Consider the following 12,721-nt stretch of genomic DNA (forward strand, 5'->3'; position numbering starts at 1 on the left):
GTGCGCGAGCGGGGCGGACGGAGAGGGCGCGCGGTCCGGCCGTCAGGCCCCGACCAGCGGCGAGCCCGACGGCGCGCGCAGGGGGGCGGCGAGTTCGGACAGGGCGCGTTCCAGTCCGTGCAGGTGTGCGAGGGCCCCCTCGTGCGCGTGCGGTGCGGGCGCGAGGGAGGCGGCGCTGCCCGCCGTACCGTCCGTGAGGGCCTCCACCGCGGCCTGCGCGCGCCAGCAGGCGGCGGTCAGGCGGGCGTCGTGGGAGGCCTCCGGGTCGGCGGCGACGGCGACGAGGCCGCGGATCTCGCGGGCGCAGTCGTCCAGCAGGGCGATGACCTGCCGGGCGCGCCGCTTGCGGCCGCGCATCGGGTTGAGCGGGTGGACGAGTGGTGCCAGGGCCAGCCGGACCCGGCCGAGGAGTTGCTCCAGTTCCGCCACCCGCGGCGCCGGGTCGGCGGTGTGATCGCCCGCGAGACGGGCGGCGGCCTCGGCGGTGCAGGCGTGGACGCAGCGCAGGGCCCGCTGGATCGAGGCGTTGTTCACCGTGTGGGTGGTGACCGGCAGCACGAACAGCACGGCCAGCACGGCACCCAGCGCCCCGATGCCGGTCTCGGCCAGGCGGACGGCGAGCAGGGCGGGGTGGAGCAGGTTCAGCAGGCCGTAGAGCAGCTCGGCGAGCACGGTGACGCAGAGCATCATCCAGGTGTAGGACACGGCGGCCGTGTAGAAGATGCCGAACACGCAGGCCGCGAGGAGCACGGCCGAGGGCACCGGGGCGCCGTCCAGCGGGACGGCGATCAGCAGGCCGAGACCGATCCCCAGCACGGTGCCGAGGACGCGGCGGAAACCGCGGACCAGGGTCTCGCCGCGCGACGTGGTGTTGACGAAGATCCACCAGGTGGCCCCGACCGCCCAGTACCAGCGCTCCGCCGACACGGCCTGGCCCACGACGAGCGCGAAGCCGGCGCCGGCGGTCGCCTGGACCGCCTGCCGGGTGGTGATCCGGGAGAGCCCTGAGCCGCCCGCCGGGGCGACGGCCGTCGCCGGGGGCGTCCGGCGCTCGTAGCACCACAGCCCGAAGCGCACCGCGGACGCGCTGAGCACGGACAGCAGGACGGCGGCCGCCAGCTCGGGCAGGCGGTCGGGCGTGGCCCGCAGGAACTGCGCGATGAAGAAGGTCATGAAGGCGAACACGCCGAGGCTGTGTCCGCGCGGCCCCCAGCGGCGGGCGTACACGCCGAGGCCGACCACGGCGAGGAAGGCGAGGTCACGGGCGACGGGGCGGTCGTGCAGTACGGCGGCGGCGGCCAGGACCGGCAGCCCGACGGCCGGCAGCAGCGCGGTGGTGACGGCCTGCCCGCGCACGGTGGCGTCCGTGACGGTGAACAGGGCGAGGAGCGCGGCCAGCCCCCCGGTGACGGCGCCGACGAGGGAGTGACCGGCGAGCCCGCAGACCACGACCGCGAGGCCGATGCCGAGCACGGCCCGCCCGGCGAAGCGCAGTCGCGCCCGCCCCGGGTCCGGCGCCATGAACACCCTCTTCAGCACTGCTTCCCGCCCCTGCTCCGCATCGGCATGAAAAAGGCGCCGCGGAGATCCGCAGCGCCATCGACTCCCCCATGACAGCATCTCTCCCGCCAGTGGCTCAAGTCGGCCGCGCTCCCCTGGGCCATTGGCCCAGGGGCGGCCACCGCTGTCGGGTCGCCTCAGGGCCAACGGCCCACGTCGGAGGGCGGGCCTAGAAAGTCGGCGGTTGGGCCATTGGTACAGTCGGCAATGATCGACGGAGGAGGCCGGGCACCATGGCCGTGGACGAGCTGGACACCCGCATCCTGCGCCTGCTGCTGGAGCAGCCGCGCACCAGCGTGCGCGAGTACGCCCGCATCCTCGGTGTCGCCCGCGGCACCCTCCAGGCCCGCCTGGACCGGCTGGAGCGCGACGGTGTGATCACCGGTACCGGTCCGGCGCTCTCCGCCGCCGCGCTCGGCCACCCGGTGCTCGCCTTCGTCCACGTCGAGGTCACGCAGGGCCACCTCGACGAGGTGGGTGACGCGCTGGCCGCCGTACCGGAGATCGTCGAGGCCTTCTCGATCACGGGCGGGGGTGATCTGCTCACGCGGGTGGTGGCCCGCGACAACGCGCACCTCGAGGACGTGATCCAGAAGCTGATCAGCATGCCGGGCGTGGTCCGCACCCGCACCGAGGTGGCGCTGCGCGAACGCGTCCCGCACCGGCTGCTGCCGCTGGTGGAGTCGATCGGGCGGACGGCCCGCAGACCACCCTTGCCATCATGACCCCATGAGCAATCTCGCGGGCCTCTCGGTCATCTTCGATCTCGACGGCACGCTCGTGGACAGCGAGCCGAACTACTACGAGGCCGGCCGGCTGACCCTCGCCGAGCACGGCGTGCCGGACTACACCTGGGCCGAGCACGAGCGGTACATCGGCATCAGCACGCTGGACACGATCGTCGACTGGCGCGAACGCTACGGACTGCGCGCCCCGGTGGCCGACTTGCTCGCCGCCAAGAACCGGCGCTACCTCGCACTCGCCCACGCCTCCACGCGGGCCTACCCGCAGATGCACAAGCTCGTGGAACTGCTGGCCGCGGACGGCGTCCCGATGGCCGTGGCCTCGGGTTCCTCACCCGAGGCCATCGCGGCGGTGCTGGCCGGTACGGGCCTGGACGGCACCCTGCGCACCCTGGTCTCCGCCGACGAGGTGGCCCACGGCAAGCCCGCTCCCGACGTGTTCCTGGAGGCCGCCCGCCGCCTCGGGGCCGATCCCGCCGACTGCGTGGTCGTCGAGGACGCCGCCCCGGGCGTGGCCGCCGCCCACGCGGCCGGCATGCGCTGCATCGCCCTGCCTTATGTCGCCGACCAGGCGGACGGCCCGGAGTTCGCGACGGCCGGGCTGCTGGTGCGCGGCGGACAGGCGGAGTTCACGGCACAGGCGGCGTTCGACTGGCTCACCCACTCGGCCCGCACCCGCTGACCTCGCCGCTAGGAACGGCGCCGGGGCTTGCCGCGGCGGGCGCCCTGAGAAGCGCCCTTGCCGCTGCCCTTGGCACCGCCTTTGCCGCCGCCCTTGGCGGTGCCGGACCGTGAGGCCTGCTTCGCCGCCGGCTTGCGGCTCGCGGCGGCCTCGGCGCCGCGCTTGTCGTTCGGACGGGTCTCCGGCTGGGTGCGGCCGCGGGTGCTGTTCACCGTCCGGCCGCGCACGATGCCGATGAAGTCCTCGACCAGGTCGGTGTGCGCGTCCTCCGGCCAGGACAGGGCAACGCCCGACTGGGGCGCGTCCACCAGCGGCCGGTAGGTGAGGTCCTTGCGGTGGTGGAGGCGGGCCAGGGACTGGGGGACGGCGAGGACGCCGATGCCCGCCGCGACGAGTTCTACGGCGTCGGCGGTGGTGGCGGGGCGCTCGAAGGCAGGCTCCCCCGGCGGCCGCTCCCAGCCGAGCACGTCGTCGAGGGGGTGGAGGACGACCTCGTCGGCGAGGTCCTCGACGGTCACCTCGTCCGCCGCCGTGATCAGGTGGTCCTTGGGGACCACGACGACCGTCGTCTCGGTGTAGAGGGGGATCGCGCTGAAGACCGTACGGTCCACGGGCAGCCGGACGATCCCGGCGTCGGCGCCCCCGTCGCGCAACACATCGGATGCCTCGGCGGCCGTCACGGGGAGGAGGGAGAGGGAGACGTCGGGCAGGCGCTCGTTCCAGATCCGCACCCACTTGCCGGGTGTCGCCCCAGGGACGTACGCGAGCCGGAACGTGGAGGGTGCTTCCGTGCCTGTCACGCCGCCAGGTTACCGGCTGTGGTCGGATGTCTCGTATCCGGCGGATAGTCTGGAGTGCATGAAGTCGCACCAGACCACCCAGACGATGAAGCCCTCGACCGCGGCGAAGAAGCTGGGTGTGTACCTCCCCGCCACCCCCGCCGAGTTCCAGGAGGGCGTGGTCTCGCGCGCCGAGCTGAACGAGCTGCAGGCCGACCCGCCCGAGTGGCTGCGGGAGCTGCGGCGCGACGGCCCGCACCCGCGGCCGGTGGTCGCTGCCAAGCTGGGCGTCTCCATCGCGGGGCTGGCGCGCGGCGGGATGACCGAGCCGCTCACCACCGAGCAGATCGAGACACTGAAGCAGGAACGTCCCGAGTGGCTGGAGAAGGAACAGGCCACGCAGGCCGAGGTACGCAAGGAAGCGGCCCGGCTGAAGGAGCGGAAGGCTCAGGCAGAAGACTCCTGAAGCCTCCCGCCCCCCTGCCGGGCGTCGCTTGGCTGATCTGCCGTCGCCGCGCTACGCGGCCACGGCGGCCTCCTTCCGGTGGATCGGGGTGCCCGAGCCGGTCAGCGGCAGGCCCGTGCCGCCCTGCCGGGCCGCGATGATCTCGGCAGCGATCGACACGGCGGTCTCCTCGGGCGTACGGGCGCCGAGGTCCAGGCCGATCGGTGAGCGCAGCCTGGCCAACTCCCGCTCCCCGAGCCCCGCTTCGCGCAGCCGCCGCTCGCGGTCCTCGTGGGTGCGACGGGACCCCATCGCGCCGACGTACGCGACCGGCAGCCGAAGAGCCTCGGTGAGCAGCGGTACGTCGAACTTGGCGTCGTGCGTGAGGACGCACAGGACCGTGCGCCCGTCGGTCCGGGTCCGCCGGAGGTAGCGGTGCGGCCAGTCCACGACGATCTCGTCGGCCTCGGGGAAGCGGGCACGGGTCGCGAAGACCGCGCGGGCGTCGCAGAGGGTGACGTGGTAGCCGAGGAGCTTGCCGGTGCGGACGAGGGCGGCCGCGAAGTCGATCGCGCCGAAGACGATCATGCGGGGTGCGGGCACCTCGGACTCCACGAACAGGGTGAGCCCGTCGAGTTCGAGCGTGCCCGTGCGGCCCTCGGTCAGCATGGCGTGGGCCTCGGTCACGGCGCGGGTGCGGTGTGCCGCGTCCGGTGCACCGCGCCCCTCACGGGGCGCCTCCGTCTCGTACGTACCGTCGGCGTGGACCAGCAGCGGGCTGCCGAGCAACCCCTCGGGGCCCTTCGTCACCCGCGCCAGCGCCACCGTCCCGCCCCGGGACGCGGCCGCCAGCGCGTCCCGGACGAGCCGTGACTCACGGGTGACCGGCGTGACCAGGACCTCGATCACGCCACCGCACGTCAGGCCCACGGCGAAGGCGTCCTCGTCGCTGTAGCCGAAGCGTTCGACGACCGTCTCGCCGTCCTGGAGGGACTGGACGCACAGGTCGTACACCGCTCCCTCGACGCAGCCGCCGGAGACCGAGCCGATGACCGCGCCCTCCGTGTCGACGGCCAGGGCCGCGCCGGGGGCACGCGGGGCGCTGCCGCCGGCGGAGATGACCGTCGCCACGGCGAAGTCACGGCCCTGCGCCACCCAGTCCGCGAGTTCGCCCGCGATGTCAAGCATCGGTGGCCGCCCGCAGGACACGGTCGGGCCGGATGGGCAGGTCGCGGTGGCGTACGCCGGTCGCGTGCCAGACCGCGTTGGCGACCGCGGCCGCGGCGCCGACGATGCCGATCTCGCCGATGCCCTTGATGCCGACGGGGTCGTCGGGGTCGGGGTCGTCCACCCAGTCCGCCTCGACGGGGGGCACGTCGGCGTGGGCGGCGACGTGGTAACCGGCGAGGTCGGCGCCGACGTTGGCGCCGGAGGCCCGGTCCCGGACGGCCTCCTCGTGCAGGGCCATGGAGATGCCCCAGATCATGCCGCCGACGAGCTGGTTGCGCGCGGTCAGCGGGTTGACGATCCGGCCCGCGGCGAAGATGCCGAGCATCCGCCGGACCCGTACCTCGCCGGTGGTGACGTCCACGGCGACCTCGGCGAACTGCGCCCCGAAGGAGTGCCGTTCCTTGGCGGACAGGGCGCCCAGGGCCGCGGTGGTGTCGGACCGGACGGTGATGCCCTCCGGGGGGATGTCCGCGCCCAGGGCGAGCCGCTCGCGGAGTTCCCCGGCGGCGACGGTGATCGACCAGGCCCAGGACCGGGTGCCCATCGAACCGCCGGCGATCATCGCCGGCCCGAAGTCGCTGTCCGCGATCCGCACCCGGATCCGGTCCGGCGCCACCTCCAGCGCGTCCGCGGCCACCAGGGTCAGTGCCGTACGGGCTCCGGTGCCGATGTCCGCGGCGGCGGTGCGCACCGTGAAGGTGCCGTCCGCCTCGGCCGTGATCGCGGCCGTCGAGGGCGCCGCCCCGGCGAAGAAGGAGGACGCCGCCGTGCCGGTGCCGATCAGCCAGCGTCCGTCCCGGCGGACACCGGGACGCGGGTCGCGGTCCGCCCAGCCGAAGCGGCGTGCGCCCTCCTCGAAGCAGGCGAGCAGGTTGCGGCTGCTGAAGGGCAGTCCGGAGACGGGTCCGGCGGTGGGCTCGTTGCGGGCGCGCAGGGCGATGGGGTCGATGCCGCACTTCTCGGCGAGCTCGTCCAGCGCCGACTCCAGCGCGAACGCACCCGGTGCCTCGCCCGGCGCACGCATCCAGGTCGGGGTCGGCACGTCGAGCCGTACGACCTCGTTGGCCGTGCGGTGGGCGTCGGCGTCGTACATCACGCGGGCCACGCCGGCGCTGGGCTCGACGTAGTCGAACACCGTCGACGTGTGGTTGAGGGAGCGGTGCTCCAGGGCCCGCAGTCGTCCGTCGGCGTCCGCGCCGAGCCGCAGACGCTGCGTGGTGGGGCTGCGATGGCCTGCCAGCGTGAACATCTGACGGCGGGTCAGGACGACCCGGACCGGGCGCTGGAGGGCGGTGGCGGCCATCACGGCGGCCACCTGGTGGGCTCGGACGCCCTTGCTGCCGAAGCCGCCGCCGACGTGCTCGGAGCGGACCCGCACCGCGCCCGGGTCGAGGGAGAAGATCTTCGCGAGGCTGTCCTGGACCCAGGTGGCGCCCTGGTTGGAGTCGAAGACGTCGAGCCGTCCGCCGTCCCAGCGGGCGGTCGTCGCGTGCGGCTCCATCGGGCTGTGGTGCTCTTCCGGCGTGGTGTACTCGGCGTCGACGACGAAAGCGGACGCGGCGAGTTCGGCTTCCAGTTCGCCCTTCTCGGTCACCGCCGGCATGTGGCCCTCCAGCGGCCGGGCCCCGGGGTGGTCGGCGGCGAAGACGACCTCGTGCGGCTCCTGCGCGTAGTGCACGACCAGCGCCTCGGCGGCCTCCCGGGCCTGCTCCGAGGTCTCGGCGACGACCAGCGCCACCGGCCAGCCGGCGTGCGGCACCCGGTCGCTCTGGAAGAGCGCGGCCGACGGGTCGGGCGGGACGCCCAGGAGGCCGATGTGGTCGGTGTCGAGGCGGGGCGCGTTGCCGTGGTGGAGCACCGTGAGGACGCCGGGCATGGCGAGGACGCGGTCGGTCTCCAGGGCACTGACGCGGCCACGGGCGATCGTGGACAACGCCAGCCAGCCGTGGGCGAGTTCGGCGAAGGGGATCTCCCCCGCGTAGCGGGCGGCGCCGGTGACCTTGTCCCGGCCCTCGATTCGGGTGTGGGGGGTTCCGACGGAGGACGTCGGGCGGGTGACGGTGGTCATCGGGCGTCGGCCTCCTCGGCGAGTTCGGTCAGCACGGCCACCACGAGGTTGCGCATGAGGGTCACCTTGTATCGGTTGTGCGGGAGCGGCTGGGCAGCGGCCAGTTCGGCGTCCGCCGCGGCGGCGAAGGTCGCGGCGTCGGCGGGGGCTCCGGTCAGCAGTTCCTCGGCCTTGCGCGCCCGCCACGGCCGGGAGGCGACCGCGCCGAACGCGAGGCGCACCTCTCGTACGGTCCCGTCCTCGACGTCGAGCGCGGCGGCGACGGAGCCGATCGCGAAGGCGTACGAGGCACGCTCACGCACCTTGCGGTAGCGGGAGCGGGCGGCGACCGGGGCGGGCGGCAGGGTGACGGCGGTGATCAGCGCGCCCTGCGGCAGAGTGGTCTCCAGGTGCGGGGTGTCGCCGACCGGCCGGTAGAACTCGGCGAGCGGCAACTCCCCGGGCCCGTCCGCCGTTTCGTAGGAGACGACCGCGTCCAGGGCGGCCAGCGCCACCGCCATGTCGGAGGGGTGGGTGGCCACGCAGGCGTCGGAGGCGCCCAGGATGGCGTGGTTGTGGTGCTCCCCCGTGATGGCGGGGCAGCCGCTGCCGGGAACGCGCTTGTTGCAGGGCTGGGTCACGTCGGCGAAGTAGCCGCAGCGGGTGCGCTGGAGCAGGTTGCCGCCGACGGTGGCCATGTTGCGCAGTTGCCCGGAGGCGCCGGCCAGCACCGCCTGCGTCAGCAGGGGGTAGCGGCGGCGGATCTCGGGGTGGGCGGCGAGGTCGCTGTTGGTGACGGTGGCGCCGATGCGCAGTCCGCCGTCCTCGGCCGGCTCGATCCGGTCGAGGGGCAGCTCACGCACGTCGACGAGCCGGGCTGGCCGCTCGACGCCGGTCTTCATCAGGTCGACGAGGTTGGTGCCGCCGCCGAGGAAGCGGGCGTCCGGGTCGTCGCCGAGCAGCGCGACGGCCCCGGAGACGTCGAAGGCGCGCTCGTAGCCGAACTCCCTCATGCCGCCGCCTCCTCGGTCTCGTCGCGCACGTCGGACGCGTGGTGCTGGTCGGCCGCGCGGCCGACGGCCTGGACGATCGACACATAGGCGGCGCAGCGGCACAGGTTGCCGCTCATCCGCTCGCGGATCTCCTCCGGCGTCAGGGGTGGGGGACCCGCTTCGGGACGTACGTCGTCGGTGACCGCGCTCGGCCAGCCGGCCGCGTGCTCCTCGATGACGGCGATCGCCGAGCAGATCTGTCCGGGTGTGCAGTAACCGCACTGGAAGCCGTCGAGGTCGAGGAACGCCTGCTGCACCGGGTGCAGCCGGTCAGCGTCGGCCACGCCCTCGATGGTGGTGATCTCCCGCCCGTCGGCGGCGACCGCCAGCTGCAGACAGGACACGGTCCGGCGACCGTCGACCAGGACGGTGCAGGCACCGCATTGACCCTGGTCACAGCCTTTTTTCGTACCGGTCAGATCGAGGCGCTCGCGCAGTGCGTCGAGCAGGGTGGTGCGGTGGTCGACGGACAGCGGATATTTCTCGCCATTGATGTTCAAGGTAATGGCGCTGGACGTCGAGGGGGCCATGATCAGCCTTCTTTCACGTATCCGAGGCACGCGGACGAGGAAGAACGGACGAGGTGGAACGTCGGAGGCGAGGGCGGGGAGACCGGCGAAGGTGGGGGTCGGAGGTGGGGGGTCGGAGCTGGGCGGAGGGGGCCGCAAAGGGCGCTGTACATGGCGAAAACCGCTCGCTCGCCGCTATGGTGGTGTCAACCGGACAACTGTCCATTCTCATCCAACGTAACGGACAGTTGTCCGCTTAGCAAGACCGGGCTCGGCGCACGGCCCGTGGGGAGGACGAGTGCAGGAGAAGCAGGCAGGGCCCCAGCGCTCGGACGCCCAGCGCAACCGCGAACGCATCCTGGAGGTCGCGGTGGCCGAACTGACCCGTTGCGCGAACGCCCCCCTGAGCGCGATCGCCAAGAAGGCGGGCGTGGGGCAGGGCACGTTCTACCGGAACTTCCCGAACCGCGAGGCGCTGGTCCTGGAGATCTACCGGCACGAGATGCAGCAGGTCGCCGACAGCGCGACCGAGCTGCTGGAGAGCCGGGAGCCGGACGAGGCGCTGCGGGCGTGGATGGACCACCTCGCCCGCTTCGCCATGACCAAGGCGGGTCTGGCGGAGGCGATCCGGCAGGCCATCGGCTCGTCGGGAGCGCAGAAGCCGGGCCCCACCCCCGTGATCGCCGCCGCCGACCTCCTGCTGCGCGCCGGCCAGAAGGCCGGCACCGTCCGCCCCGACGTGACCGCGGACGACTTCACCCTCGCCATCTCCGGCCTCTGGCAGCTCGACCCCCACACCGACTGGCAGACGCGTGCCACCCGGCTGCTGGACCTCGTGATGGACGGACTGCGGGCGGGGGCTCCGGGGCGCTGAGGCCCCCGTGCCGAGGTCGAGCACCGCGGCCCGTCGACGGTCCACCGCATTTCGCCGAAGTCAATAGTCGTTTCGTGCAAGCGATATCAACTGCCGTTCACCGACGCTTCTTTGTGCTCCCGTGCGCCCCCGGAAAAAGGCATTCGCGGGCCCGGTCCCGGGTTGCACTGGGCAGAACAAGGATTCAAGAGCGGGGCCGGTGAGCAGTCATCGGCATTCCGTGTGTCGGCTGAGGCAGGGGGTATTCGATGAGCGGTGCCGTGACCGATCCGACGCGACTATCGAAGGTGGGTACTGCACCAGGCATATTCCCGCCCGTCAGTCATGCTATTGCCTTGTTCCGGCGCCCGCTCGACTTTCTGAATTCCCTTCCCGCGCAAGGCGATCTGGTCGAGTTACGCCTCGGTCCGCAGCGCGCCTGGATGCTCTGCGATCCGCGGCTGGTCCACCGGATGCTCATGGACCCGCACACCTTCGACAAGGGCGGCACGCAGTACGACCGGCTCGGCGCGCTCATGGGCAACGGCATCGTCACCTGCCCCCAGTCCGAGCACCGCCGCCAGCGCACGCTCCTGCAGCCCGGCTTCCAGCCGTCCAGGATCGCCGCGTACACCGCGCTGATGGCCGAGGAGGCCGGCGCGCTGTGTCGTGGGTGGCGGGCGGGCGAGGTGGTGGACGTGACCGCGGCGATGATGACCCTGACCACGCGGGTGACCAGCCGGGTGCTGTTCTCCGGGTCGCTGGACGCCGAGCGGTCGGCGGTCGTGCGGGACTGTCTCGCCGCCGTGGTGCGGGGCCTGTTCGTCCGCACGGTCGTGCCGGTCGACGCCGTCTTCCGCGTCCCCACGCCCGCGAACCGGCGCTACCGGGACGCGCTGCGCCGGCTGCACGGACTGATCGACACGATCATCGCGGAGCGACGCGTGGCTCCGCCGCGTGAGGACCTCCTGGGCACGCTGCTCGCCGCGCGGGAGGGCACGGGCCACGGCGCCCCGGACGGCAGCGGGACGGCACTCCCCCGCATCACCGACCAGGAGATCCACGACCAGGTCCTCACCCTCCTGCTCACCGGCGTGGAGACCACGGCGATGTGCCTGGCCTCGGCGTTCGGTCTGCTGGCGGTGAACCCGCAGGCGGAGCGCGCGCTGCACCGCGAGGTCGACGCGGTGCTCCCCGACGGGCGGGCGCCGGGTCACGAGGAGCTGACGCGGCTGGAGTACACCCGGTGCGTGGTCACCGAGACCCTGCGCGCGCGGCCGCCCGGCTGGCTGTTCACCCGGATCACCACGCGCGAGACGGAGCTCGGCGGGCGACGGCTGCCGCGCGGAGCGATGGTGTTGTACAGCCCCTATCTGCTGCACCACGACGCGGCGTCCTTCCCCGAGCCCGAACGGTTCCTTCCCGAACGCTGGCTGCCGCAGCGGCAGTCGGCCGTCCCGAAGGGCGCGATGCTGCCCTTCGCCGCGGGCAACCGCAAATGCATCGGCGACCGGTTCGCTGTCGCGGAGGCGATGGTGGGGGTCGCGTCGGTGGCCGCTCACTGGCGTCTGCGGCCGGTACCGGGGCGGGAGAGGCGGCCGCGTCCGGCGGTGACATTGGGTCCGCGGTCCCTCGCGATGATCTGCGAGCCACGTCAGGCATGACAGGACTTCCGAACGGCAGGTGACAAAGATGCCCGCAGTACGCCAGAAGATCCCGACCAGGACGTACGGCGAACTTTCCCGAGGCACGCTCAAGGACCTGATAGACGCGTCCCTCTACATGCCCTTCCCGTTTCTCAGCAATCCTCATGAGGCCGATGTCGCGGCCGGAGTCGACGCCTGGCTGAGCGCATGGGGATTGACCGACGATCCGGCCGTGGCGGACATGATCGTCCGCACCCGGCCCGCCCAGCTCGCGTCCTACAACAGCCCGACGGTGGACCGCGACATTCTCCAGATCGTGGCGCATCAGATCGCCTATCAATTCGTCTTCGACGACCGAGCCGAAGAAGTCGGACGCCGACGTCCGGGCAGGCTGCTGCCCATGCTGAGCGAGACCATCGGAATTCTGCGGGACGGCCGGGCTCCCAGTACCCCCCTGGGCGCCGCGCTCACCGACCTCCGCCGCCAGGTACAGGAGCGGTGCACCCCCGCGCAGGCGGCCCGGTGGAGCTGGCGGAGTCGCGAGTACGCACACGGTCTGCTCCACGAATCCGTGGCCCAGACGGACTCCGCACCCGTCTCGACCGGTGTCTGCACGACCGTACGGTCCCTCACCGCGGGCGTCGAACCCTTCTACCCGCTCTACGAGGCGGCGCAGTCCCGCGAGCTGAGCGACGAGGAGCTGCACCATCCGGTGATGGAGCGCATGACGCGGCTGTCGGTCGACGCGGCCGTGTGGACGGCCGACCTGTTCTCCACGGTGAAGGAGCAGCGGGCCGGCGGGTTGATCAATCTGGCCCTGGCCCATCAGCGCGCGCAACGGTGCTCCTTGCCGACGGCGGTCGCACTGGCCGTACGGCAGATCAACGACACCATTCATGAGTTCGAGGAACTGCACGCGAGGATCGCACCGGAGTTGAGCCCTGCGGGCGCCGGCTACGTGGAAGGCATGATCGGCTGGATCCGTGGCTGCTACCACTGGTCGCGGACCGTACCGCGGTACGAGGACGCGGCCGTGGCGCGTGTGGGTCCATGAGGTCCAGCGGCGCGACAGGCGAGGACCGGAGGACTTTACCCGAAGAACTGACAATCAAACCGTGCCGCCGCCCGATTCACCCGTACCTGTCATCCTCACACCGGGATTCGGCCACGGAGCG

12 protein-coding genes are annotated in these 12,721 nt (G+C 72.6%); 6 read left to right on the forward strand and 6 right to left on the reverse strand.

Annotated features, from left to right (window positions below; all coding sequences use genetic code 11):
- Positions 1–42: 42 nt before the first annotated feature.
- A complete protein-coding gene (locus ACZ7LV_RS19605; protein ID WP_471940796.1) occupies positions 43–1,539 on the reverse strand; it encodes an FUSC family protein in 1,497 nt (498 codons plus the stop codon).
- A gap of 254 nt (positions 1,540–1,793) precedes the next feature.
- Between ACZ7LV_RS19605 and ACZ7LV_RS19610 the strand changes: the two genes are divergently transcribed.
- Entirely contained in the window at positions 1,794–2,285 is a 492-nt protein-coding gene (locus ACZ7LV_RS19610; RefSeq protein WP_471940798.1) for an Lrp/AsnC family transcriptional regulator, read from the forward strand.
- 4 nt (positions 2,286–2,289) lie between these two features.
- On the forward strand, positions 2,290–2,985 hold the full coding sequence (locus tag ACZ7LV_RS19615) for an HAD family hydrolase (RefSeq protein WP_471940799.1): 696 nt from the start codon (positions 2,290–2,292) through the stop codon (positions 2,983–2,985).
- 8 nt (positions 2,986–2,993) lie between these two features.
- Here the strand turns inward: ACZ7LV_RS19615 and ACZ7LV_RS19620 are convergent, their stop codons facing one another.
- Positions 2,994–3,785, reverse strand: a complete 792-nt coding sequence (locus tag ACZ7LV_RS19620) for a LysR family substrate-binding domain-containing protein (RefSeq protein ID WP_471940800.1) — start codon at positions 3,783–3,785, stop codon at positions 2,994–2,996.
- Positions 3,786–3,843: 58 nt separating this feature from the next.
- On the opposite strand from ACZ7LV_RS19620, the gene ACZ7LV_RS19625 reads away from it, so the two are divergent.
- Complete coding sequence (locus tag ACZ7LV_RS19625; RefSeq protein WP_471940802.1) at positions 3,844–4,230, forward strand: DUF5997 family protein; 387 nt, start codon at positions 3,844–3,846, stop codon at positions 4,228–4,230.
- Between the two features lie 51 nt (positions 4,231–4,281).
- Here the strand turns inward: ACZ7LV_RS19625 and ACZ7LV_RS19630 are convergent, their stop codons facing one another.
- Genes ACZ7LV_RS19630 through ACZ7LV_RS19645 form a run of 4 tightly spaced genes read right to left on the reverse strand, consistent with a single transcriptional unit; the run spans position 4,282 to position 9,068 of the window.
- Complete coding sequence (locus ACZ7LV_RS19630; RefSeq protein ID WP_471940804.1) at positions 4,282–5,397, reverse strand: XdhC family protein; 1,116 nt, start codon at positions 5,395–5,397, stop codon at positions 4,282–4,284.
- Positions 5,390–7,507, reverse strand: coding sequence for a xanthine dehydrogenase family protein molybdopterin-binding subunit (locus ACZ7LV_RS19635; RefSeq protein ID WP_471940805.1), 2,118 nt, complete (start codon positions 7,505–7,507; stop codon positions 5,390–5,392). Before ACZ7LV_RS19635 ends, ACZ7LV_RS19630 begins: the two co-directional genes overlap by 8 nt.
- The gene (locus ACZ7LV_RS19640; RefSeq protein WP_471940807.1) at positions 7,504–8,499 is read right to left on the reverse strand and encodes an FAD binding domain-containing protein; all 996 of its coding nucleotides are present in this window, start codon (positions 8,497–8,499) and stop codon (positions 7,504–7,506) included. Before ACZ7LV_RS19640 ends, ACZ7LV_RS19635 begins: the two co-directional genes overlap by 4 nt.
- Complete coding sequence (locus tag ACZ7LV_RS19645; RefSeq protein WP_471940809.1) at positions 8,496–9,068, reverse strand: (2Fe-2S)-binding protein; 573 nt, start codon at positions 9,066–9,068, stop codon at positions 8,496–8,498. The genes ACZ7LV_RS19640 and ACZ7LV_RS19645 overlap by 4 nt, the downstream gene beginning before the upstream one ends.
- 277 nt (positions 9,069–9,345) lie before the next feature.
- Here ACZ7LV_RS19645 and ACZ7LV_RS19650 point away from each other — a divergent pair, with 277 nt between their 5' ends.
- From ACZ7LV_RS19650 to ACZ7LV_RS19660, 3 genes are all read left to right on the forward strand, one after another.
- On the forward strand, positions 9,346–9,921 hold the full coding sequence (locus ACZ7LV_RS19650) for a TetR/AcrR family transcriptional regulator (RefSeq protein WP_471940811.1): 576 nt from the start codon (positions 9,346–9,348) through the stop codon (positions 9,919–9,921).
- Between the two features lie 248 nt (positions 9,922–10,169).
- Entirely contained in the window at positions 10,170–11,564 is a 1,395-nt protein-coding gene (locus ACZ7LV_RS19655) for a cytochrome P450 (RefSeq protein ID WP_471940813.1), read from the forward strand.
- 28 nt (positions 11,565–11,592) lie between these two features.
- Positions 11,593–12,600 (forward strand): (-)-alpha-amorphene synthase, encoded by a 1,008-nt coding sequence (locus ACZ7LV_RS19660; protein WP_471940815.1) that lies wholly within the window; start codon positions 11,593–11,595, stop codon positions 12,598–12,600.
- Positions 12,601–12,721: the final 121 nt, after the last annotated feature.

It is taken from the genome of Streptomyces sp. NPDC107562 (assembly GCF_055657325.1).

Excerpts from the sequence above, each read along its gene's own strand:
- ACZ7LV_RS19625 (WP_471940802.1), top strand. The coding sequence starts at position 3,844 with ATGAAGTCGCACCAGACCACCCAGACGATGAAGCCCTCGACCGCGGCG.
- ACZ7LV_RS19640 (WP_471940807.1), bottom strand. The coding sequence starts at position 8,499 with ATGAGGGAGTTCGGCTACGAGCGCGCCTTCGACGTCTCCGGGGCCGTC.
- ACZ7LV_RS19655 (WP_471940813.1), top strand. The coding sequence starts at position 10,170 with ATGAGCGGTGCCGTGACCGATCCGACGCGACTATCGAAGGTGGGTACT.
- ACZ7LV_RS19635 (WP_471940805.1), bottom strand. The coding sequence starts at position 7,507 with ATGACCACCGTCACCCGCCCGACGTCCTCCGTCGGAACCCCCCACACC.
- ACZ7LV_RS19660 (WP_471940815.1), top strand. The coding sequence starts at position 11,593 with ATGCCCGCAGTACGCCAGAAGATCCCGACCAGGACGTACGGCGAACTT.
- ACZ7LV_RS19615 (WP_471940799.1), top strand. The coding sequence starts at position 2,290 with ATGAGCAATCTCGCGGGCCTCTCGGTCATCTTCGATCTCGACGGCACG.
- ACZ7LV_RS19645 (WP_471940809.1), bottom strand. The coding sequence starts at position 9,068 with ATGGCCCCCTCGACGTCCAGCGCCATTACCTTGAACATCAATGGCGAG.
- ACZ7LV_RS19630 (WP_471940804.1), bottom strand. The coding sequence starts at position 5,397 with ATGCTTGACATCGCGGGCGAACTCGCGGACTGGGTGGCGCAGGGCCGT.
- ACZ7LV_RS19610 (WP_471940798.1), top strand. The coding sequence starts at position 1,794 with ATGGCCGTGGACGAGCTGGACACCCGCATCCTGCGCCTGCTGCTGGAG.